Below are 20,829 nucleotides of genomic sequence, written 5' to 3'. Positions count from 1 at the left end.
AATGTGTAACAATATATTTGGGCGGAAAAGGTAGTTGGCGTACGGGCGGGTGGTCTAGCTCGGTATGATACCTCGTTGACATCGAGGTGGTCGCGTGTTCAAATCACGCCTCGCCCACTTTTCTCATCTTAAAAGTGTCTGCGCAGCTATATCTCTCTCCTCGTGTCGTCAGCTAGAATGACCTTGAAGGTTCTTAAGCGGGGCTGGCACAACACATGCGTGAGAAATTCTTTCATCTTTGGGGATGCCTGATGCCGATGCTCATGCTAAAGTGCAAGACCTGCGGCGAAGTATTCCCGGGCCTGTACGTCCCTGAAGGGAGCACCGCCGATTTCAAATCAACCGCCACAAAAAACGACTCTTCTCACACGTGTTCTAGGGGGCACGCGAACGAATACGTCCTGCAAGACTATATGGACTGGTCATGAATAGTTGGCAAACCCAAGAAAGGTAGTGCTCGTGGCGTATCCCGACAGCTTTGCCCTTGAGGAGGCAAAAAGCCTGGTGGATTCTGCCGACCGCCGGAGCATCGCAGTCTTTACCCAAAAGTACCTCAACCACTCGCAGTATGGCGTGGGCTCGGGCAAAGCCGAAGAGATAAAAGAGTTCGTGAAAGAGTCCGGCGCGGAACAGGTAATAGTCGACGAGCGCCTCACCTCGCGCCAGATATACAACCTTGAAAAACTGACTGGCGTGCAGGTAATCGACCGCGAGCGGCTCATACTTGACATCTTTTATTCCCGGGCAACCACGACTGAGGCCAAACTGCAGATCGAGCTTGCAGAGATAAAATACGAAATGCCACGCGTGCGGGAAAACGCAAAACTGACCTCTGGAAGCGAGCGGGCCGGAAAGGGCGGCATGGGCGAATACACGGTCGATGTCAAGTTCCGAGACCTGAAAAGGCGCATGTCGTTTGTCAAGGACAAGCTGGACGAGGCAAGGAAAAAGCGCGAGCTTTACCACCAGCAGAGGGTAAAGACTGGGATGCATGTAATCTCGCTGGTAGGATATACGAGCTCTGGCAAGACCACGCTTTTCAACCTGCTTGCCAACGAGAACAAGCAGACTGCAAGCAGCCTGTTTACGACGCTTTCTACCACGACGCGGGTGCTTGAGATCGGGGGCAGGGAGGCTCTTCTCACCGACACTGTCGGCTTTATCAGCAGGCTTCCGACCTATATGATAGATGCGTTCAAGTCGACGCTTGAAGAGTCGCTTGCAGCCGACTTGATATTGCTCTTGGTAGACGCTTCAGAGGATCTGCACGACATACGGATAAAGTACCGGGCCTGCTGGCAGGTGCTTGACGAGCTAAAGGTGGACAGGTCGCGCGTCGCGGTAGTTTTCACGAAATACGACAAGCTGGGCTCGGAAGAGCTAGTCGCGCAGCTTGCCACAAGCCTCGAAGTGCCAAACCCTGTCGCCATATCGTCGGCAAGCGGCTATGGCGTGCACAAGCTAAAGACAATGGCGGGCTTTCGGCTGCAGCGTGCTTGACGCATGCCATGCAATCTGCCTTATTAGGGAGCCTTGCACATCATAGGGCAGTCTTGGTAGCATCTGACGAACACATTATAAAATGCAGCATCTGCGGCCGCGCGCTCATAGTCAAGGACACAGTGAACAACGGCGTGGCATTTCTCAGCCACCTAAAGATAGACCATGGGATCACGTATTTCCCGCAGCAAATGACAGAGCAAAAGGCCGCACAAAAAGGCCGCAACCAAGAGCTTGCGCCGCTGGAGTGAGAAGGCCGCAGTGGTAAGCTGGAGCTATATCGTAGTCTGTAAAAAATGCGGCTACATCTCGACTGAAAAGCTCCCGGAACAGCAGGCAAAAGATCTTAGACATTCGCACCTGGAGGGGAGCGACGGCTGCACAATCGGCCATGTCACATTGATGAAAGTCAGAACCTAGGCCATGCCTGCCTTTTTGTACAGCATCTTGACGCACTCGCCGTACGTCCTGTACTTGAACTTGATCTCTTCTACCATGCTGTCAACCTGCAGGCAGTCGCGTTTCGTGTCAATCTTGTATTTCCTGCCAATGTCCTCAAGTATGGTGTTCACGGTCGAGTTCCGGTACGATTCGACAATAAGCTCGGCCACGATATTCGTTGTAGCAGAACCTGCTTATCAAACTATCTCATGCAAATAGAAAGGCTAATCAGTCCTTGGCTCTAACCGTAGCGGTGGGTAGTAGCAGAGTATGGCAACAATAGACACCGATGCGGAGCAGGTATTCCGGGAAAACTATGCCCAGGAGCTGCGGAAGAAAAGACAGGACGAGCTGGAAGACGAAAGGAAGAAGGTGAACCAGCAGGGGATGAAGACGCCTGGCAGAAGGGGAGAAGAGATAAAGCACGAAGAGATAGACAAGGAAATAGTCCGGCGGTACAAGCTAGGTCAAAAACTGTCTTGACCTGTTTTTGGCCGCAACGCGGTTTCCGGCGACCCTGCCGCTGCCGCGGATCTTGGCCTGCCTGCGCTGCGGCAGCTCTTGCCTGACAGTTTCATGGAAGTACTTCTCTACCTCTACGAGCCTGTCCATCGAGCCGTCGTTTTTCCTGACCTTGGAATATGACGCGTTGTGGCGTACCTTGCCCAGAAAAGACACCACCTGTTCGCTTGTGACGCCGTGCTTGATGTCATAGTCTATCTGCCTGCAAGTGTTTGAAAAGTTGACGTACTTCATGTGGTTTTTCCACTCCCATGCAGAGGCGTCTGGGGCAAGCCCGCTCACGTACTTGACTATTGTTTTTTCCATGTGCTTGACGTGCCAGTCTTTCATGGGAAAGCTGTTCTGAGTCAAGACGATAGTATATTGTAGCGCACGCCATATAACCTGAATGGATGGGCGCTCTTGCTTGAGACAAAGCTTTATCACGCCACGCTGCCGGCTCTCGCTATTGCAATAGCGTAATATTTATGTGGTAACGCCGTTACTTGCTCCAAGGACGTGATACTGCTGGTATGACTAGGGTGCTGAACGCGGAGCTCCACTGCCACAACACCTTCTCGAACCATCAAAACGGGTCTGCACGCATCCCGTTTGACTGCGGAGTCGAGATGGCGGCACAATTAGAGGCCGCACTTGCAAGGCAGATAGATGTGTTGTTTGTGACAAACCACAACACGCTTGACGGCTACCGCCAGATACTGGAGTACCAGGCAAACCACTCAAAATTTCAGAAAATCGCCATCTTCCCTGCCGAGGAGGTGACGATAGACACCGGGGGCCACGTGCTTGCCTACGGCATACACCGGACCATCCGGCCCGGCATGACGCTTGGCGAGACGCTTGACGAGATAAGGAGGCAGGGCGCGGTGTCGTGCGCCGCCCACCCATTTGCGGTGTCCAACGGCATCCGCGAAAAGGCGCTTTTGTGCGACATGATAGAGTCGTTCAACAGCAATAATGTAGACCGCTTTTCCAACATTGTCGCAAGCAAGTTTGCGCACGATAACTCGATGCCCGAAGTGGCCGGAAGCGATTCGCATGTCCTGACCACCCTTGGCAAGTGCGTCAACACTGTGGAGGCAGAAGAAAACAACCTTGACTCTATGCTTGATGCCATGCTTCACAGAAAGGTAAAGGTGGCGTGCAGGGAATACGCCTCCCATGACGAGCTGTACGAGCACGCCTACTACATCATGCAGAGCTCACGTGAGCTCTTGCTCCAGCACGCCCTTGAGAGCCACCCGCGCCTGCACTGGATAGTAAAGTGGGCGCTTGACTCGTACCTCGGGAACTACAAGAGCCCTCTCTGGCGGTCGGTGGCCGCGTTCTCACTCTACCTGACAAGGCGTGTCTCTGAAAAGGTGAACATGAAGGGCCACAGCCCGCACGTGTTCTCCAACAGGCAGTGGGCAAAACTCATAAAGATGAGTCTTCTGCCATAGCCACCTTTATATTACAATCGTGCCCACTTTACGCCAACGAATGTCATACCAGAGACGTGGGAGTGGCGGCTTCGGCGGCAGCTACGGTCCAAAGCCTGTGGAAACAGGTAAAGAATACGAAGTGCAGATAACTGAAACGAGCAGAAAGGGCGACGGCATTGCCAGAGTACAGGGATTCGTGATCTTTGTTACGGGCGGCCAGGTCGGTCAGAAGGTCAAGGTAAAGATCACCAACGTAGGAAACAGGTTCGCCACAGCAGAAATCGCACAATAATCACGACCAACAAAAACGTGGCAATTGCCCAAAGCAACGTGCCACACTTTTTTCATCCCATCTTTACTCGCTCTTTTGCTACTGCACCTGCTTTTGAGGAGGAAGCGAACGCGCAAGCTCGTCGATTTCCATGACAAAGCCGTAATAGTCCTTCACTATTTCCAGCGTCGACTCGAAATGCTTGCGGTTGCCTGATGCTGTGGCGTCTGACACCAGCACCACGTCATAGCCGTTGTTGAACGCGTCACGGAGTGAGGTCTCGACGCAGATGGAAGTATCGATGCCGCAGAACAAGAGCGTGTCAACATTGAGGCTCTTGAGCCACACGCCTATCTCGGTGTCGTGAAAAGCCGAATCCCTTCTCTTTACTACGATATGGTCTTCCGGCGCCGGCTTTATCTCGTCGACTATTCCTGCGTCCCACGTGTCCCTGACGCATATTGGCCTTTTGCGTATCCTCTCCTCTCTTGCCTTTGGCAGGATCCTGTGCGATCTCGTGAGCAGGTCTATCCCGGATTTCTCTCTCACGGCCTGGGTGTAAAATACCGGCACGCCGGCGTCCCTGCACAGGGAGATGAGCCTCGCTATTTTCGGGATGACCTGCTGGTAGTGCGCAGTCTCCATTCCGAGGAGGTCGTACGAGCCTCCCTTGCTTACAAAGCCGTTCTGCACGTCGATTACTACTAGGGCAGGGTTAATCTTGTGGCCCCTGATGGTGGTCATGCCCTATAGATGCAAGCTCGATTAAAAAGAGTTAAGCAAGCTCCATGCTCTGGCTAGGGAAATCCGAGGCCCCTGCCGGATGCAAATCCTACTGCGAGGTAGAGGAGCGCCGATGCGGCCAGTGCAAGCACCCACACAATCTTGTTCCACGCGAATATCTTTTGCCCGTCAAGGCCCATGAACGGTATCAGGTTAAAGATGGCTATCCACGCGTTGAACCTTGCGCCCAGCGCAAGCAGCTGCGAGTCTGAAAACAACATGAACGCAAGCAGCATGCCGGCGCCAAGCGCCACGTTGGTGAGCGGGCCCACGAGCGATATCTTGCCGTTTCTCCGCTCGCTCACGGATCCGCTTATGAACACGGCGCCAGGCGCTATGAACTTGAACGGGAAGAACGGCATGGCCGACACCGCGGTAAAAAGCGCGCTAAAAAATATTACGCGAAACTCCGCCCATGCCCTGTAGAACTGGGCAAGGAATTTGTGCGCAAGCTCGTGGAGAAGAAACGCACTGACAAATATCGCTATGTATCCTGGCTGGAAGCGAAAGCCAAACATCGACATGCCGACGGCTGCTACAAGCGCCATGCCTATGGCAAGGTGGGCTATCTCTGTCTTTGAGAACCTGAGAAATACGGTATTTTTCACGACGTTTGCGGCCCGCTCGCCCAGCCCTCCTCCCATGCCGCTCACGTATTCTACAAACTCCCTGTCCCTTTCAGGCTGGCGCATAAAGTCGTTTATGAACAGGCAGTTGTGGTTGGGGGGGAGCCTGTGTTCCGAGCAAAAGTAGCCCTTGCAGTAACGGCATCGGAACGAAAGCTTCTCTTCCTCCCACCTACCGCATATCCCGCATTCCAACTATGAAGAATATGTGCATTTCCAAGATAAAAACCGCCGGCCAAAAAATTAAAAGCCGTCTCTTCCAACTCTTGGCATATGCAACTTGAACCGTACCACGGCGGACGCAAAAAGGTCGTAGTGTACAACACGTACGCTGACGGGGGCAAGCTCCACTTTGACGTCTTTATCCCGACAGACAAGTCCAACGCCGGACAAGTCCCAAAGGACATGGACGCCCAGGCGGTGGAGTACGCCAAGGAGTTCCTGAAGCTGATAGGCAAGCAGTCAAGCAACCTGATGGTGAACATGTGCGAGCGCTGCCACATCGACGACACCTCGCTCTATTCAAACGAGCTGTGGCAGCTTCCCGAAAAAGAAGTGTTCATCTGGCCGATGGAAGGCTGCCCAAAGCCAAACTAGCTGGTAGTACAAGCGCTTTATTCCTGCTGCTTGAACCCGAAATTTTTCAGCTCTTTTAGAAACGTCCATTGCTCTTTTGCATCCGCACCCTTGCCAAGGCGGTAGAGTGCCCTTGTCAAGCTATTTTTCTCCTTTGCAAACGAGCTTGGGACGTGCATCGCAAGCAGGAATCCCTTTGTCGCAAACGCGTCCTTCCAGTCCTTCGGATAAGACATGTGCACGGGCGTAAAGTCGAGCGGTATCACTTCATGGGGCGGCCTCAGCTGTTGGTCGCGGTTCTGCCACAAATAGCCTACGTAGCCGGGGCTTGCGTCCCTGGCGCTTTTTCTGGGCTTTATCACCTGCTCCATTATCGCCGGGTCGTGCGTCCTTCCGACTATTACAAACGTGGTCCCGCCGTACCTTTTTGCAGCGGCTTCCCTTTTTGCGGCTTCTCTTGGGGCAGAGCCGCCTTTCTTGTTGAAAAAGCCCGTGATGTGGACCTGGATTATGGTCCTGTCCGGCTTGTAGCCAAACAGCTTTAGGTATTCGAGAATCTCTTCTCTCCTGTTGGGCGGAACCTCTCTTGACACGGCATGTTCGGCAACAGTCCTCTGAATGATTGATGCCGGTTCCATGATATGCGTACATTTCCAAGACATCTGTAAAAACAGTTTATCTTCTTACATAGTAAAGATAATAAGCAAAAACCCTAGAGCTTGATTTTGTCTTGCACGTAGCAATAACGAAAAAACCTGAATCCGTGCGCTATACTTTTACGTGGTGCTGCACAAAGATGGCAGGGGCCAAGGAAAAGAACATGGTCAGGGTCACCCCGGACGGCTCTGTCGAGCTGTACGACAAAAAGGGCGAGCTAGTAGACCCCGACATGACCAGATGCCCCTTCTGCAAGACTGCCATAGTAATATCGCACGGCTGACTGCGCAAAAAATATGCAGAGGCCCGCAGAGACTTTTAGGCCGCCATATCAACAATGTACAGGCTGTAGCCCGTTTCTGAAAACATGGGCGCGCCCTTTACCTCGGAAAACGCATAGCCGGGGACGTTCTTTGCCATTTCATACAACCCTTGACCTATCACGACTCCGCACGGCGGCGCAAGCGGGTTCATCTTGGAGCACATGTTGACCGGAGAGCCAAAGATGTCGTTTACGGACGACGTGGACATCCTTGCCACCACCACGGCGCCGTACTCGCAACTTATCCTGTATTTTATTCTCGGCAGGCCCTCGCTTTCCAAGAGCGCGTTCAGCTGCGGGCCCTTTTCGATCATGGCAAAACAGCACCTCAACACCTGCTCAAACGCCAGGACCTCGCCGGACTCCGTCGCAGGAAAGTAGTACAGCAGGCTGTCGCCGATGTTCTTGACCACGACTGCGCCGTTGCGGGAAACCACCTCTGCAAGGCCATTTAGGAAAATGCCGTAAAAGCGGCTGACCTTGTCCGGCGCCATCTTCATGGTCGCGGCGGTAGAGCCCACCATGTCGACGATGCCGACGCAATAGTTCCTAGTGGACGAAAAGAACTGGAGCAGGAGGTCTATCTGCTGCTTTTCCTTCGTGTCATGCTCGGCCCCGGCTTCTGCCGCGGTGTGGGTCCTGTACTGGTCGTCGCGGTCGCCACTGGACAATATCAAAACACCGTTCTAGCTCTTGGCCGCCGAGGCCCGCAGCTTGCCAATCTCTTCCACCTTTTCAAACAGCGTCTCTATTCTTACCGGCTTTCTCAGACACGAGTGCACGCCCTTTTTCACGAGCTCTGCCACTTCCGCGTCGGTGATGGAAGAAGCGGTGAAAAGCACTATTGGGCTGTCTCTTATTCTGCCCGACTGCACAAGTTTGTCAATCACGTCAAGGCCGGAAAAGTCCGGCATCGCAATGTCAAGGAAGACGAGGTCGAACTTGCCGCTGTTTATCATGGCAAGACCCTCCCTGCCGTTGTCGGACGGCGTCACCTCGTGCCCGACGGTGGTGAGAACCTTGACGAGCAGGTCTGTTATGTCGTCGCTGTCGTCAATTATGAGGATTCTCATTTTTTGTTTCTCTCGGTAGACTGAAATAAAAACTAGAGCCCTTGCCCTCTTCGGTGTCGACCCATATCTGGCCGCCGAGGCCGGTAACTATGCCCTTTGATATGGCAAGCCCGAGGCCCGTCCCGCCGTGCTTGCGCTTTAGCGATGTATCGACCTGATAGAATTTCTTGAACAGGAACCGCTGCTTGTCCTTCGGTATCCCCGGCCCGTTGTCCCTGACTCCAAAGACAATGTCGCCGCCTCTCGATTCAGCTGTGAGCTCTATCCTGCCACCTGTCTTGGGGACGAAATCGACCGAGTTGTACAGGAGCGCGTTTAGCACCTGCATTATCCTGGCTTCGTCCGACCGCAGCTTCAAGCCCGGCTGCGCATTTACCACAAACTCGATCTTGTTTTCCTTCATGACAAACTCCAAATCGCGCTCGACGTTTCTTATCACGCGGTCCACGTCCACCTCTCCGATGTTGAACTTGAACTCGTTCAGCTCTAGCTTTTGCGCGTCGAGCATGTCGCTCACCATCTTTTCCAGCTTGACCGCGTTCTTTTCAATCGTGTCGACCGCGGCGCGCTGCTCGCCTGAGAGCCTGCCAAGGATTGTGTTTGACTTTAGCGCGCCGCACCACCCAATGATGGGGGTGAGCGGCGTCTTTAGCTCGTGTGACGCCATGCTGAGAAACTCGTCTTTCAGCTTGTCCTTGTGCCGGAGCTCCTCGTTAGTGACGTTCAGCTCCTCGACTTGCATCTTGATTATCTCGGTGTTTGCCCTGTCGCGCGCAAGCGCCTCGTTCAGGCGCTCCTCTGTGTTCTTTAGGTTGGTGATGTCGTTGTGTATCGCTATGTACTGCTTGGGTTGGCCGTCTTCGCCGAGGAACGGCACGATGGTGGTCTTGACCCAGTAAAAGCTCCCGTCCTTGGCCTTGTTCTTTATCTCGCCCTGCCATATCTGGCCGGAGGTGATGGTCTTCCACATCTCCTCGAAAAAGGTCGGAGAGTGGTATCCAGACTTTAAGAGCCGGTGGTTCTGCCCTATGAGCTCCTCCTCTGAATATTTCGATATTTCCGCGAACCTGCTGTTCACCTTTGTTATCGTGCCGTCCTTGTCAGTCACGGCCACGATGGCAGTAGCGTCCAGCGCGTTTGTCATGTCGGTGAGTTCTTTTGTCCTGTCGCGCACCAGCCGGTTCAGGTTCATGTTGGTCTCTAGCACGCTTTTTCGCATCATGTCAAACTGCCATGCAAGCCTGCCTACCTCGTCGCCGGACTCGACTTCTACCCTGTGGGTATAGTCGCCCTTTGAGATCTTGTCGGCGGCGTCTTTGAGCCGCGTTATGGGCCTAGAGATGGTCTTTGACACGTACAGGGCTATGACGACTACCACGCCCGTGATGATTGCGCCCGCAATGAGGATGGCGTCGCGCAGCTGCGTCACGGGCTGGAATATCTCTGCCTCGTCAAACTCGGCAAGGAGCACGAACCCAAGGTCGCGGGCGCAGTACGACGCCCCTACGATGGGTATGTTCCTGTAGTCCGGGTATACCGCAAAAATCTTGGCGCCTTCGTCAAAGCACCTGTTGGCGGGAAGGGTATTGACTGTCGTGCGAAAGGCGGCGTTTTCGATGAACCTCGACTCGGAGATGAGCGTCCTGTTGGCGTTTACAAGGTACACCTCGCCGGTCTCCCCGAGGCCCTCGCGGTTTAGAAGGATCTCGTCAAATTTCGCCGTATCCATCGTGGCAATCATGACGCCTATTGCCGGCGGCGTGCCTATCTGGCCGTTCTTGTATATCGGGACGGCGACTACGGCCTTGCGCTTGCCGTCAATCTGATCAAACTCTAGAAAGCTCTCGCTCATGCCGCGCAGAAACCGCCTGTCGCGCGACAGGTCCGCGCCTTCCTCGGACCGGTCGGACGAAAAAAGCACGTGCCCGCTTGAGCCAATCGCCTTGACGTTTTCAAGCCCCGCGGTGGTCCCGACGACCTGCCGGAAAGACTCGATGCCTGCTGTAAAGTCGTTTCTGTACGCCTGCATCCTCTGGTCGCTTATCGACGAGCCGTTCTGGTTCAATTCCTCGATGGCTTGCTGCAGCACGCTGTTTGTGAACATTAATCGTATCTGCTCTATCCTTGTGTCGACAAGCGAGCGTATGGCCGCGCCCCTGCCGGTGGACTCGCTTATCAGCTGGTCGCTGACTCTTTCGCGCAGCTGATTGTCGGCGGAGATGAAGCTGATGAGGGCGACTGCAAAAAGCGTTGTTATCGAAAGAAAGAGGCTGATAAACGTGATCTTGGACCTGATGCTCAGAAAGACGGGCTGGTGCAAAAGACGCGGTAGATTGCGTCCCGCGAGAAATAAAAACGATATCTATGTTGCTACCTTCCAAGCATCCTTCTCACAAGCGACGTGGCGCGGTAGACGCCTGGGATGCCAAAGTCCCTAGCAATCATGACGGGACAGCGGAGCCGCTTGAGCATCTGCAGCATGTACGGGCTGTCAAGGACGGAAAACTTGCCGATGCTTGCACCCATCACCACGATGTCCGGCTTGTTTGCGTCGACGGCGGAAAACACGTTTGCGGCAGACTCTTGCACGCTTGTACCCAGATGAACCTCCGTCAGGTCTACCCCAAGCTGCGACAAATAATCGGGCTTCATGGCGACGCTTCCTTCTGCCGCCTCTTCCTCCTTCTTGCCCACTGAAACGAGGTTGACCTTGAACCTGCCAGAATGCTCAAGCCAGCTTGTGATCTTTAGCACCAGGTTTGCGTGCGGCCCGCCGTCGTATATCACCACCAGGCTCTTCTTTTCCTCCGCCGGCACAGCGTGCAGCTCAAGATCAGCCTCGACCTGCTCGCGCGCCGGCTCCATCTCCAATTCGTCGCTTTCGGCCGCTATCGCCAGGATGTCGCAGGTGGCAAGCGTCAGCAGCTTTTTGTTCCTGCGCAGCGTCTCAAGGTCGGCCACCACCAGGTTTATCTTTTGCTCCTCTATGGTAGCAAGCATCGCCTCTGTCGCGTCATGCGATATCCTGACAAGGTAGTGGCTTGGCACGCCTCTTTTCTCAAACGCCTCCTCAAGCGGCTGGAACGCGCGCCGGGCGCTTTCCGCAAAGGCCGAGCCGGCGGAAAGCGGGGTCTGGTGCGGGACCGTGATTATGCGAAGCACGTTCACCTCGCCAGCCGTTTCCCTCGCTATCCTAGTCGCGTATTTCGCCAGCCTGTCGGGGTTTTCCGGGCTGTACATAAGGAGCACCCTGTAGCCGCGCCGCTCTTCTGCTCCCTGTTGCGTGACAAGGGGCGCATAGTGCTCCACCTCCTTCTTGAACGTGTACATGCGGTACAGCACAAAGCCGACGAGTATCCACAGGATGGTGATGACCCAGCTGAGCGGCTGCGTGACAAGGAGGTAGACGGCAAGGCCGAGCTTTAGTATGATGCCAATGACAGGTATGACGGGAAAGAACGGCGTCTTGAAGCCATAGTCGAGCTTGCTTCCGTACATCCTGCGTATGGTTATGACTGACACGTTGACCTGCGTAAAAAGGAGAAGGAATATCACGCCTGCCGCAAGGGCGATGTCGTTGAGCGGGAGAGCGTATGCCATGACTGCCATTATTATGCCCGAAACGATGGCGGCGACGTAGGGCGTTCTGTTCACCGGATGTATTTCGCTGAGCTTGTGCGGCAGGTTGTAGTTCCTGCCCATGGCAAAGGCGACTCTTGAAGACGAAAACGTGGTGGCGTTGAGCGCGGCAAGGGTGGACACGATGCCGCCTGCAAGGACCACAAACGCGCCATACGGCATGAAAAGGTTGACAGCCTTGCTTATCCCAAGTTCACCCTCGCTTCCTATGAACTTCCACGCCGGCGTGCCGTCAGGCGCCTTTGTAGCGGCCAGCGCCACAAAGGCCATCAGACAGTACAGGGCGACTACGATTGCAAGGGAGATGAATATCGCCCGGGGTATGTTGCGTTTTGGGTTCTTGACCTCTTCGCCCGTCTGGACTATTATCTCGTAGCCTTCGAACGCGATGAAAGTGAGACCCATCGCCGCGACTATGCCGCTTATCCCCATCGGCAGCAGTTGTTCGGAAAACCGCTGCTCCCATCCCGGGTTGTTCAGGATCCCCCACACACCAAACGCGATGATGGCAACTATTGCTCCCAGCTGCACCACCGTCGCTATTGTGCCGGCCTTGCCCGTTTCAGACGTGCCCTTGACGTTGACGTACGTAAACGCCGCTATAGAGGCCACGGCTATCAGCTTGTCAATTGGAAATATGCCGAGTAGTGACTCTGACGAAAGCACCCCAGCAACTTGGAGCAGGCTGTACGCAAACGCGCCAAAGCCCACGGAATAGAGGCTCCCTGCCACGATGTGGGCAAACCACGCCATCCACCCGCTGATGAACGCGTTTGGTCTGGGCAGGCCCTCGCGTATCCACAAATAGCCTCCGCCGGCCTCCGGCATCGCCGAGCCAAGCTCGGCGTACACCATGGCCGTAAAGAGCGTGATAATGCCGTTTATCACAAACGCGATTATCACAGCGCTTCCTGCAAGCCCAATGGCAGGTCCAGTAAGCACGAATATGGCGCCTCCTATCATGGCCGCTATTCCGACCATTATGACGTCGGTGAGGCCAAGGGTGCGTACCAACTGGTGCTGGCCACGAGCTTCAGCCGCCGGTGGCCGCTGCGCGCCGTCAGCCGGTGCAGACAACTTAGCAGTGCACCATGGGCTTGGGAAATAAACGTTTACAACCCTCATAAGGGGAGAGGGAGAAAAATGTTATCTCGGCCACGTACATTAGGTATTCTAATTATATGATGTCGGCTGGCACAGTGCAGATGGTAAAGGGTCCGGCCACAGTGCGCGTCCTTGGCAGGTGTTCGGTACTTGGAATGGATGTGTCTCTGCGCACAATTGCCGTGAGGACCGGAAAGACGCTGCCGTTTGAGCCTGACAACAATAACGACGACTTCAAGCTCGACGTGCAGGGTGGCGAGTCGTGGACTGCAGATTCTAAGGATGCCGGCGCCCGTATGTGGCGGGAAATCGCGGAAAGCATCCTGTCGCTTGGCAGTGCAACAACCGTGATGGTAGCCGGCGCCACGGATACGGGCAAGTCCACATTTTCAACATACCTTGCAAACCTCGCGCTGTGCCGCGGCATGGCGCCGTGCATCATCGACGGCGACATGGGCCAGGGCGACCTCGCGCCACCGGCGGCCCTTGGTGCGGCAGTCCTCAAGGAACAGGTCGTCGACCTGAGGGATGCCGAGGCCGGCCTTTTCGCGTTCATCGGCGCGACGACTCCCGCCGGCGCAGAAAAGCTGGTGGCGAAAAAGCTAAAATCGCTTGTTGGAAAAATGATGTCTTCTGACCTGAAAATAGTCAACACCGACGGCTATTCTGACCCTTTGTACAAGCGGATGCTTGCAGACGCAGTCTCGCCCGACGTTCTGGTCTGCATGGGGCAGGACAATCTTGCACTTTCGGGCCAGTGGAAACTGGCTGTGGCGCCTTCGAGCGCGCAGGCGGCAAAAACCCATTATGAAAGGGTGGGGCGCCGGTTGGAGCAGTACGAAAGGCACATCGGGCCGGGGATTGTCTCAAAAAGCGTCGACGCGGCCCACTTTTTGCACCGGGACAGGCCCGTGCAGTGGGGTACAGTGCTTGCGCTTGCGCCAGAGGGAATGTTCGTTGCCCTCGGCTCACGGCGCAGGATAGCCGGTTTTGGCGCGATAGAGTCGATGGACGGCAGGCAGGTGTCTATGAGGACGGGAGTAAAGGACTTTTCCACAATTCATGCAAGCGAGATCCGGCTGCGCAAAAACCGAGAAGAAAGGGTCACTTTTTCAGCGCAGGGTCTCTGATGCCAAGGGCCGAAAACGCCTCCAGGCGCTGCCTGCACGCGTAGCATTCTCTGCAGGGAATCTCGCCTTCCTGGTGGCAGCTCCACGTCATCTCTATGGGAACGTGCAGCCCGCGCGCAAGCGTGATGACTGCCTTTCTGTCCATCTCTGCCAAAGGAAGCACTATCTGGTACGGCCGGCCGTCGCACAGCAGGCAGCTTTCTGCAAAAAGAGAGTTCATCTTTTCGATGTACTGTCTGGACGCGTCCTTGAAGAATGACACGTCGTGGCTGTTGTGGCCGCCTATTATCCACTTGGCGTTAAGGTATTCTGCGTAGTGAGCCGCTATGGAGTAGAACATCATGTTTCTTGCCGGCACGTACGAGGCCCACCGCAGGTCGGAACCTTTTTCCTTCTTCATTTTGCCGTCGTCAAAGTCAGACGCCTCCTTTACAAACGGCACATCGACTTCTATGACCTCTACGCCGGCCTTCTCTGCGAGGCTGCGTGTGGCGCGCTTTTCCTGTACAAGTCTGCCGAAATAGTTGAACGTGATTGCAGAGACTGCGAACCTTTCCCTGGCCCAGTAGAGGCAAGTGGCTGAATCCAGCCCGCCTGAGAGCATCACCAGGGCCTTGTCCATCTAGCCCTTTTTCTCTTCCTTCTTGACTCCGGCTATGATGTGCGCGCCCTTGTTGACGCCCTCGTAGATGTAGACACCAAGCGCCTCCACGTTTGGCGGCATGCGCGGCGCAAGCAGCCTGATTATCTCCGTCGACAGGTTTTCAACCGTCGCCTCGCCGGGCATGAGCCACGTCGTCATCTTGGGCAGCTGCAGATTGAAATAGCCCCGCGGGCCCTGGAACGAGACGTAATAGTGCATGTCGTCTTCCTTTTCCAGGTACTTTTTGTTGATGAAGAACTTGTGGTCTATCATGTTGATGGTGTCTTTGATTATGCGCTTTGCCTCGCCAAAGTCTACCACCAGGTTGTTCTTCATGCTCCCGATTATCTCTACCATGACAGTCGAAGTGTGGCCATGCAGGACCGAGCATTTTTCCACGAGCGGAAGTATGTGCGCATAGTCAAACGCGAGTGACGGGTCCTCGATAAAGATAGAGCCCGTCTGCGTCCTCTCTGACTCGTCATAAAAGAACATCGAGTCAATTTCGTCCACCTTGCTTGAATATTTAGAGTGGCCTATCGCGACGATGTCAAGCGCCGACATCCCCTCCTTTATCCTGCGGAACTTGGCCGCGTCGGATTCCGAGTCTACGACCTCTATGTGCTTGTTGCTGCCTGCCACAATAAAATCAACGCGTACGACCGTGCCGTCTGGCAGCGTTACTGCCTGGTCATACTTGTAGTCGTGGCCTAGAAAGTCAAGCATCCGCGCGACTGACAGCTCGGCCCTCGTGCGCATAAGGTTGCCCTTGCTGTCAAGGTAGCGCAGATCGCTGTTTAAAACGACCCGTTCGGTGGGCATTAATTGGCTGTCTACGTGAGCAGCTAAAGTCTATATAAATGGTATTTTTGCGATGCATAAGTCTTGTTAGGTAACAACCAAACATAACTATTTTTAGATACATATAGACACTAAGACGTGCGTTTTGTCCAATAATCAGAAAAACGTGGGGTCTGTGCCTGGCAAAGACCTTTAGGGCGATGAATAGCCTGCGCAAGCCGCTTGGATCTAACGTGGTGGACCTCCTGATGACCGACCTGCAGAGACAGGGCATAACTTTTACAGGAAGTGAGTCTTACCCTATGAGGCGAATAGATGAAGCGCTGAAAAAGACCTTTGGAGAGGACGAGGGCGAACTTTTGATGGATATGCTCGACAAGGCCCTCCGAGACCTGTGATCAATAATTACCGTTTTATTCAGGGTCACACCTCTGCCTGACATATACACATGTTGCAAGAGCTAGAGCGCGCTCTGCGCGATGCGGTAGGAGCTGTTCTGCCAGAAAAAAACGTAGCAGTCGCGTTTTCCGGCGGGGTAGATAGCGCGCTCTTGTCAATTATCTGCCGCGACCTTGGCAAGCACGTGACGCTTGCGACGGTGGGGTTTCCCGGCTCGCACGACGTCTCTTTTTCAAAAGAGATTGCGTCAAAGATCGGCCTGCCGCATACAGTGGTCGAGCTTGACCACCGTGATTTCCAGAAGGACCTTGCGCACGTCCTGCAGACAGTGACATGCGGCAACACCTCCCACGTCGAAAACTGCATAGCCTACTATTACATTGCCCAGGCCGCAAACAGGCTTGGCTTTTCCGTGGTGGCAAGCGCCAACGGATGCGACGAGCTTTTCTGCGGCTACAACGGCTATCGGGCAGTCTATGACAAAGGCGAGTCTGCGATAATGGAGTACATGGAGTCCAAGATAGAAAACGAGCTTGTACTGGTGCAGGAAATATCCGCAGTCGCAGCCGAGTTCTCGGTGCAGGTGCGCCAGCCCTTTCTGTCTGCCAAGTTTGTCGAGTTTGCGAAAGAAAAGGTGCCCATGGACCAAAAGATCAAGGACGCAAATGACATGATGAGAAAGCATGTCCTGCGCCAGGCTGCTCTTGCCATGGGCGTGCCGGAAGAGTCGGCGCTCAAGCCAAAAAAGGCCCTGCAGTACGGCTCGCTCATACACAAGAACTACAAGCTGTCCGCTAGAGAGAGAAAAGATGAAATGAAAAAAAGCGTGGTCTAGAAAGAGACGTCTAGGGCCCCTTTACGAGGATGCCCTTGAGCTCCTGGTTGTCCAGGAGGGTATCGATAAGCTTTTGCTGCTCTTCCTTTGGAAGTTCGTTTGACATTTCGAGCGAGTCGATTGCCTTGAGTTTCCAAAAGTTGGTCAGCGCATTGTCGACAGTCATCTGCGAGTCGTAGACCACCTTACCAAACGCGGTGAGGGTGTATTTGCCACTCTTTTTCCTTACAAGACCAGATTTTGTCATCCTTGAGAGCCTAGAATAATACTGCTTACGTGTGAGCTTGGTCTTACTCTTTAGACTCTCGCTGTCTATGCTACCATGGGCGATAGTTCTAAAAAGGTCCATGGATCTATCATCTGAAATGGTCCTTAGGACTGTGGCTGTTGTCTGGGTCTTGGCCATTTTACGACTTTACTCGTGATAGTGAGCGTATTATAGCTTGGGTGACTCTAGGCAGTAGTTATGACCAAGTAGTTGCCTTTATTGGATACTATTTGCTATTACCAAGTCAATAGCACACCGATTACTATTGCCGATTGCAACATAATGTGGAGCGGATATGATATCGTGTGTTTTTTGCGTACGTAATTCACGTCATCCAGCTTTTTCAGCACCTTGAATATGTTGACTGCCGCAAGGGAAGATACAAAACTCACCGCAATTGCCGAGGCGAGGCCTACAACGCCGAGACCATGGAACAGCCATGAAGCCGCTATCATCCCTGTTGCCAGCACAATTGCCATCTTGACCGTGTTTTCCCTTCCTATCACGATAGGTATGGTTCGTCTTCCTGCAGCCTTGTCGCCTGCTATATCGCCCATATCATTAAAAGGCGAGGTAATGAAGATCATGGTTCCAAGCATAAGAACCATGTATGCAGGCACGAACAGGTTGGCACCTGAGAGGTCCAGACCAAACATCGATGTTGCGCCGAGGAGTGCGCAGAGCATCATTGCAAGCGCTATTGACAGCGTCTTTACTACAAACCTGTCCTTGAACGAGATCTTTGGTGCGGAATACATCAAGCCTATGGCAGCTATCACGAGTGCAATTACCGCGCTTACCGGGTTGAACGTGAGGCTTGCAAGTAGTATGCCCGTGCCATTAGTGAGGCCTACAAAAGCCCACACCTGTCTTTTTGACACCTTGCCCGTGGGTATCGGGCGCTTTTTGCCGTTGGCCTTGTCCAGATCGGCATCAACCAGGTCGTTCAGCACGTACATGCCCACTATTATCGCGAATGAAACGAGGGGCAACGGCAAGGTTCTCGCGACAAATACCAGCGCGTCAATTTGCGAAGCCGCCGCAACTGTGCCTTGTGGTATGCAAAATAATCCTGCCAAGGTGGCAAGAGCATAGATTAGGCCCCATTTTTTCCGAGACTGGAAGAGAATCAGTTGTGAACGAAGGAACGATGTCTGTTTAACCTGTTTACCAGTCTTTTGGTTTTGTATTGTTGAAAGAACTGACATTAAAAGGGTGCGACAGAGTATTGCGATATTACTTTTTTTTACAAAAAGTGTCCAAAAACGGCTACTTTCTGGGGTAGATTGTGGGCCGGACGGACCTTTGAAGCTACTTACTCATTTGTAATTCTGTGTTTAATTGATAATCCTGCGGGGTGCCCTAGCCAATGAAACCTAAAAGCAGCTATCTAGCGTTCTCTGACACTTGCCAGCAGATGAGGCATGATGGCGTCCTTGGACAGCAGGTCAAAGTAAGTTATGAACCGCTGGGCCATGTACGTATCGTCGTAGACAGATAGAGCTATTGTAAACTGTTCGGGACTCGAGTAGTTGACTGTCTCATAGACGACCTGGATGCCGTCAATCACCATGAAGCTTATTGGAACCTCTTTTCTCTTTAGATCAAAGCGTGGCGACCTGATCATTTCATTCACCTTTTCAAAGGTTTCCTTATTGGGTGGCGTTCTGAGAATCGCATTAAGTCTGTTTTCGAGACTTATCTGCTCGGGATTACTGTCAAGTATGTGTAGCTTGACGCCTTGGGCAAATTTCTCGACCAGTTTGGCCGCGACGTGAGGATCGTGATACCTTGAGGCAAAGTAGACCTCGCCGTGCGCATTATCAAGAACTTTGATTGCCTCGTTGATGAGGCCGTTAAAGTCCTTGATGATTGTAAAGCCGGAAAGGTGCGTCGCATTGACGATGCCCTTGAGGTTGCTGCTCTGGATTATCTCCTTGATGACCATCTCTTTCTGGTGCGAGGGAAAGTCCTCCCTTGCCTTCAGGATGTCTATTGCCTTGAGATTCCAATAGTTGGATAGTATGTTGTCCATCGTCTTGATGTGGCTGTTGTAGACGAGGGATCCAAGAGTAGTTGTCCTGTAGAATGCGTCGCGCTTCTCAACCAGGCCGGCGTCGCGGAGGCGCTTGAGCCTGACGTAAAACTGCTTTTTGCTCAGATTGCCTATGTAACTGGTTGACGAAGCCTTGAAACCGGAATAAGCCATCTTTAGAATGGTACTAGAATGCCTGTCAGCTAAGATGGAGAAAACCTGATCTGTAGTGACGGATTCTGACATATTCGCATCGGATTACTCCGCGTCCTATTTAAGTATTCGATAATTGTCTTGTATTGGATAATTCTATAATATTATCTTGATACTCAAACGTCGACGTGCGCCGCAGGTGACCTTTAACTAGTTCCATAATCTTGTTACCAATGTAGTGCAGGCGGGGGGCGGAAAGGGACCTATTGAAGAGATAGGCGAAAAGATAGATGGCCTGAACAGGATTCCCCTTAAACTCAGTGTCATAGCTGCGATAAGTCTTGCCAGCTTTTTTGTGTACTACGACGTGTCAAACTACGCCTACATTTCTCCCGTGCTAAGAAACGTCTGGGGCGTCACCGACGCAGAAATAGCCGCCGGCGCTTCTCTCACAATCGTGGGCTATTTGATAGGCGCGGTATTGATAACAATACTTTCCGATTCCAAGGGAAGAAAAACTGCATTCATGGTCTCAATACTCCTGCTGGGAGTAGGCTCGATATTGGCGGCGCTGTCGCAGAACATGACCCATCTGATGGTCTTCCGGCTCATAACCGGGGCCGGCATAGGCTCCGAGCTTGCAATAGTAAGCGTGTACATCGCAGAAATGTCTCCCAAGGCAAAGAGAGGAAAATACACTTCATTTCTGGCAATTCTCGGATGGATGGGCCTGACCTCTTCGGGCCCGATCTCGTTGGCGCTGCTTCAGGGACATTCTGCTGGAATCGAAGGTTGGAGGGTAGTGCTTGGGCTAGCCGGCATTGTCGCCCTGGTCTCCCTGCCTTTCAGGCTCCGGATGCCAGAGTCTCCCAGATGGCTGGTGTCAAAAGGCAGATTGCAGGAAACAAACGACATCCTGCAATCAATAGGTGCTGCCAAGCTAGAGTCCACTGCGTCGAGTGAAAGGAAAGCTCGCGATTTCAAGTTCCTCAAAAACAAAACCTCTCTTTCGCGTATTGTTTTTCTCGTAGCCGTCTGGTTCTTGGTGTACATTCCAATATACTCCGCATTGTTGCTAGTGGTGGCATACGTCAATCAGGGATATACCATATCAGAATCAATATCTATTACCCTGCTAAGTGGCACGGGCTTTGTGGCGGGCGGAATAGCGGCTATGCTGTTTGGGGACAGGATTGAGAGGAAATACCAGGTTGCCACGGCCAGCGTCATTCTGAGCATCGGGTTTATCCTCAGAGGTCTGCTCGTCCATGATTTTGCCGGCCTGGTGCTCGCCGGATTCATTGCATTTTTCGCAAATGCGTGGGTCATTACGGCCCTCTTGACGTACACTGCAGAGAACTTTCCAACCCGTATCCGGTCTTCTGCAACAGGAATCGTGGAAGGCAGTAGCAGGGGCATCGCAGCCGTATCGCCATTCATCTTTATTGCACTTCAGCCGCAGGGATTCATGCCCCTTATGGTAGGGATTTCAATATTCTCTTTTGTCGCGGCATGCGTGATGCTTGTTTTTGGAATAAAGACCCGGGGCAAGCCTCTTGAGAAGATTGCGAATGATTCTCCATAGTGCAATATAGTCTATATAGAAATGCTTGATATGACTGACAGC

Annotated in this window: 27 protein-coding genes and 1 tRNA gene; 14 read left to right on the top strand and 14 right to left on the bottom strand. The window is 53.3% G+C overall.

What is annotated here, in order from left to right; all coding sequences use genetic code 11:
- Positions 1-43: 43 nt before the first annotated feature.
- From ACYOR7_RS10685 to ACYOR7_RS10665, 5 genes are all read left to right on the top strand, one after another.
- Positions 44-117, top strand: a tRNA-Val gene (locus ACYOR7_RS10685).
- A 134-nt stretch (positions 118-251) separates the two neighbouring features.
- Positions 252-428, top strand: a complete 177-nt coding sequence (locus tag ACYOR7_RS10680; RefSeq protein ID WP_479913918.1) for a hypothetical protein — start codon at positions 252-254, stop codon at positions 426-428.
- A 4-nt stretch (positions 429-432) separates the two neighbouring features.
- A complete protein-coding gene (gene hflX, locus ACYOR7_RS10675; RefSeq protein ID WP_479913917.1) occupies positions 433-1,500 on the top strand; it encodes a GTPase HflX in 1,068 nt (355 codons plus the stop codon).
- A 53-nt stretch (positions 1,501-1,553) separates the two neighbouring features.
- A complete protein-coding gene (locus ACYOR7_RS10670) occupies positions 1,554-1,751 on the top strand; it encodes a hypothetical protein (RefSeq protein ID WP_294806260.1) in 198 nt (65 codons plus the stop codon).
- 10 nt (positions 1,752-1,761) lie between these two features.
- On the top strand, positions 1,762-1,920 hold the full coding sequence (locus ACYOR7_RS10665) for a hypothetical protein (RefSeq protein WP_479913916.1): 159 nt from the start codon (positions 1,762-1,764) through the stop codon (positions 1,918-1,920).
- Here the strand turns inward: ACYOR7_RS10665 and ACYOR7_RS10660 are convergent.
- A complete protein-coding gene (locus ACYOR7_RS10660; RefSeq protein WP_294806258.1) occupies positions 1,917-2,111 on the bottom strand; it encodes a hypothetical protein in 195 nt (64 codons plus the stop codon). The genes ACYOR7_RS10665 and ACYOR7_RS10660 overlap by 4 nt on opposite strands.
- 100 nt (positions 2,112-2,211) lie before the next feature.
- On the opposite strand from ACYOR7_RS10660, the gene ACYOR7_RS10655 reads away from it, so the two are divergent.
- Positions 2,212-2,424, top strand: coding sequence for a hypothetical protein (locus ACYOR7_RS10655; RefSeq protein ID WP_294806255.1), 213 nt, complete (start codon positions 2,212-2,214; stop codon positions 2,422-2,424).
- Here ACYOR7_RS10655 and ACYOR7_RS10650 read toward each other — a convergent pair.
- Positions 2,404-2,814, bottom strand: a complete 411-nt coding sequence (locus ACYOR7_RS10650) for a hypothetical protein (RefSeq protein WP_294806251.1) — start codon at positions 2,812-2,814, stop codon at positions 2,404-2,406. The two genes, ACYOR7_RS10655 and ACYOR7_RS10650, sit on opposite strands and share 21 nt — an antisense overlap.
- A 161-nt stretch (positions 2,815-2,975) precedes the next feature.
- Here ACYOR7_RS10650 and ACYOR7_RS10645 point away from each other — a divergent pair, with 161 nt between their 5' ends.
- Both ACYOR7_RS10645 and ACYOR7_RS10640 read left to right on the top strand, forming a co-directional pair.
- Positions 2,976-3,905, top strand: a complete 930-nt coding sequence (locus ACYOR7_RS10645; protein ID WP_294806249.1) for a PHP-associated domain-containing protein — start codon at positions 2,976-2,978, stop codon at positions 3,903-3,905.
- 40 nt (positions 3,906-3,945) lie between these two features.
- Entirely contained in the window at positions 3,946-4,179 is a 234-nt protein-coding gene (locus tag ACYOR7_RS10640; protein ID WP_075055557.1) for a TRAM domain-containing RNA chaperone, read from the top strand.
- Between the two features lie 78 nt (positions 4,180-4,257).
- Here ACYOR7_RS10640 and ACYOR7_RS10635 read toward each other — a convergent pair whose 3' ends face one another.
- Complete coding sequence (locus tag ACYOR7_RS10635) at positions 4,258-4,902, bottom strand: cysteine hydrolase family protein (RefSeq protein WP_479913915.1); 645 nt, start codon at positions 4,900-4,902, stop codon at positions 4,258-4,260.
- 53 nt (positions 4,903-4,955) lie between these two features.
- Positions 4,956-5,762, bottom strand: a complete 807-nt coding sequence (locus ACYOR7_RS10630) for an AN1-type zinc finger domain-containing protein (protein ID WP_294806862.1) — start codon at positions 5,760-5,762, stop codon at positions 4,956-4,958.
- 78 nt (positions 5,763-5,840) lie between these two features.
- On the opposite strand from ACYOR7_RS10630, the gene ACYOR7_RS10625 reads away from it, so the two are divergent.
- Positions 5,841-6,164 (top strand): DUF2024 family protein, encoded by a 324-nt coding sequence (locus ACYOR7_RS10625; protein ID WP_294806865.1) that lies wholly within the window; start codon positions 5,841-5,843, stop codon positions 6,162-6,164.
- 17 nt (positions 6,165-6,181) lie between these two features.
- On the opposite strand, the gene ACYOR7_RS10620 is transcribed toward ACYOR7_RS10625, so the two are convergent.
- Positions 6,182-6,781 (bottom strand): hypothetical protein, encoded by a 600-nt coding sequence (locus tag ACYOR7_RS10620; RefSeq protein WP_479913914.1) that lies wholly within the window; start codon positions 6,779-6,781, stop codon positions 6,182-6,184.
- 92 nt (positions 6,782-6,873) lie between these two features.
- Between ACYOR7_RS10620 and ACYOR7_RS10615 the strand changes: the two genes are divergently transcribed.
- Positions 6,874-7,083 carry a hypothetical protein gene (locus ACYOR7_RS10615; RefSeq protein WP_294806871.1) on the top strand — a complete coding sequence of 70 codons (210 nt, stop codon included), beginning with the start codon at positions 6,874-6,876 and terminating at the stop codon, positions 7,081-7,083.
- A 35-nt stretch (positions 7,084-7,118) separates the two neighbouring features.
- Here ACYOR7_RS10615 and ACYOR7_RS10610 read toward each other — a convergent pair whose 3' ends face one another.
- Genes ACYOR7_RS10610 through ACYOR7_RS10595 form a run of 4 tightly spaced genes read right to left on the bottom strand, consistent with a single transcriptional unit; the run spans position 7,119 to position 12,911 of the window.
- Entirely contained in the window at positions 7,119-7,793 is a 675-nt protein-coding gene (locus ACYOR7_RS10610; RefSeq protein ID WP_294806874.1) for an adenylate/guanylate cyclase domain-containing protein, read from the bottom strand.
- A gap of 15 nt (positions 7,794-7,808) precedes the next feature.
- Complete coding sequence (locus ACYOR7_RS10605; RefSeq protein ID WP_294806875.1) at positions 7,809-8,195, bottom strand: response regulator; 387 nt, start codon at positions 8,193-8,195, stop codon at positions 7,809-7,811.
- Positions 8,176-10,515 carry an ATP-binding protein gene (locus ACYOR7_RS10600; RefSeq protein ID WP_479913913.1) on the bottom strand — a complete coding sequence of 780 codons (2,340 nt, stop codon included), beginning with the start codon at positions 10,513-10,515 and terminating at the stop codon, positions 8,176-8,178. Before ACYOR7_RS10600 ends, ACYOR7_RS10605 begins: the two co-directional genes overlap by 20 nt.
- 50 nt (positions 10,516-10,565) lie before the next feature.
- Entirely contained in the window at positions 10,566-12,911 is a 2,346-nt protein-coding gene (locus ACYOR7_RS10595; protein WP_294806881.1) for an amino acid permease, read from the bottom strand.
- A 128-nt stretch (positions 12,912-13,039) separates the two neighbouring features.
- On the opposite strand from ACYOR7_RS10595, the gene ACYOR7_RS10590 reads away from it, so the two are divergent.
- The gene (locus tag ACYOR7_RS10590) at positions 13,040-14,068 is read left to right on the top strand and encodes a Clp1/GlmU family protein (protein WP_479913912.1); all 1,029 of its coding nucleotides are present in this window, start codon (positions 13,040-13,042) and stop codon (positions 14,066-14,068) included.
- Here the strand turns inward: ACYOR7_RS10590 and ACYOR7_RS10585 are convergent.
- The gene (locus tag ACYOR7_RS10585; RefSeq protein ID WP_294806886.1) at positions 14,043-14,690 is read right to left on the bottom strand and encodes a 7-cyano-7-deazaguanine synthase; all 648 of its coding nucleotides are present in this window, start codon (positions 14,688-14,690) and stop codon (positions 14,043-14,045) included. The genes ACYOR7_RS10590 and ACYOR7_RS10585 overlap by 26 nt on opposite strands.
- A complete protein-coding gene (locus ACYOR7_RS10580; protein ID WP_479913911.1) occupies positions 14,691-15,533 on the bottom strand; it encodes a 6-pyruvoyl trahydropterin synthase family protein in 843 nt (280 codons plus the stop codon).
- A gap of 179 nt (positions 15,534-15,712) precedes the next feature.
- On the opposite strand from ACYOR7_RS10580, the gene ACYOR7_RS10575 reads away from it, so the two are divergent.
- Together ACYOR7_RS10575 and ACYOR7_RS10570 are read left to right on the top strand one after the other, a co-directional pair.
- Complete coding sequence (locus ACYOR7_RS10575; protein ID WP_479913910.1) at positions 15,713-15,910, top strand: hypothetical protein; 198 nt, start codon at positions 15,713-15,715, stop codon at positions 15,908-15,910.
- Positions 15,911-15,960: 50 nt separating this feature from the next.
- Positions 15,961-16,746: an asparagine synthase C-terminal domain-containing protein gene (locus tag ACYOR7_RS10570; RefSeq protein WP_294806893.1), complete on the top strand. Its 786-nt coding sequence runs from the start codon at positions 15,961-15,963 to the stop codon at positions 16,744-16,746.
- A gap of 10 nt (positions 16,747-16,756) precedes the next feature.
- Here the strand turns inward: ACYOR7_RS10570 and ACYOR7_RS10565 are convergent, their stop codons facing one another.
- The 3 genes from ACYOR7_RS10565 to ACYOR7_RS10555 form a co-directional block, all read right to left on the bottom strand.
- Positions 16,757-17,095, bottom strand: a complete 339-nt coding sequence (locus ACYOR7_RS10565) for a hypothetical protein (RefSeq protein ID WP_479913909.1) — start codon at positions 17,093-17,095, stop codon at positions 16,757-16,759.
- A gap of 155 nt (positions 17,096-17,250) precedes the next feature.
- Positions 17,251-18,222 (bottom strand): UbiA family prenyltransferase, encoded by a 972-nt coding sequence (locus tag ACYOR7_RS10560; protein WP_479913908.1) that lies wholly within the window; start codon positions 18,220-18,222, stop codon positions 17,251-17,253.
- A gap of 182 nt (positions 18,223-18,404) precedes the next feature.
- Positions 18,405-19,295, bottom strand: coding sequence for a hypothetical protein (locus ACYOR7_RS10555; protein WP_479913907.1), 891 nt, complete (start codon positions 19,293-19,295; stop codon positions 18,405-18,407).
- 145 nt (positions 19,296-19,440) lie between these two features.
- On the opposite strand from ACYOR7_RS10555, the gene ACYOR7_RS10550 reads away from it, so the two are divergent.
- Positions 19,441-20,787: an MFS transporter gene (locus ACYOR7_RS10550; RefSeq protein ID WP_479913906.1), complete on the top strand. Its 1,347-nt coding sequence runs from the start codon at positions 19,441-19,443 to the stop codon at positions 20,785-20,787.
- Positions 20,788-20,829: the final 42 nt, after the last annotated feature.

This window comes from Candidatus Nitrososphaera sp. 86-2, from assembly GCF_056726185.1.
Note: the sequence above shows the minus strand (reverse complement) of the source record. Positions and strands in the feature narration are given on the sequence as shown.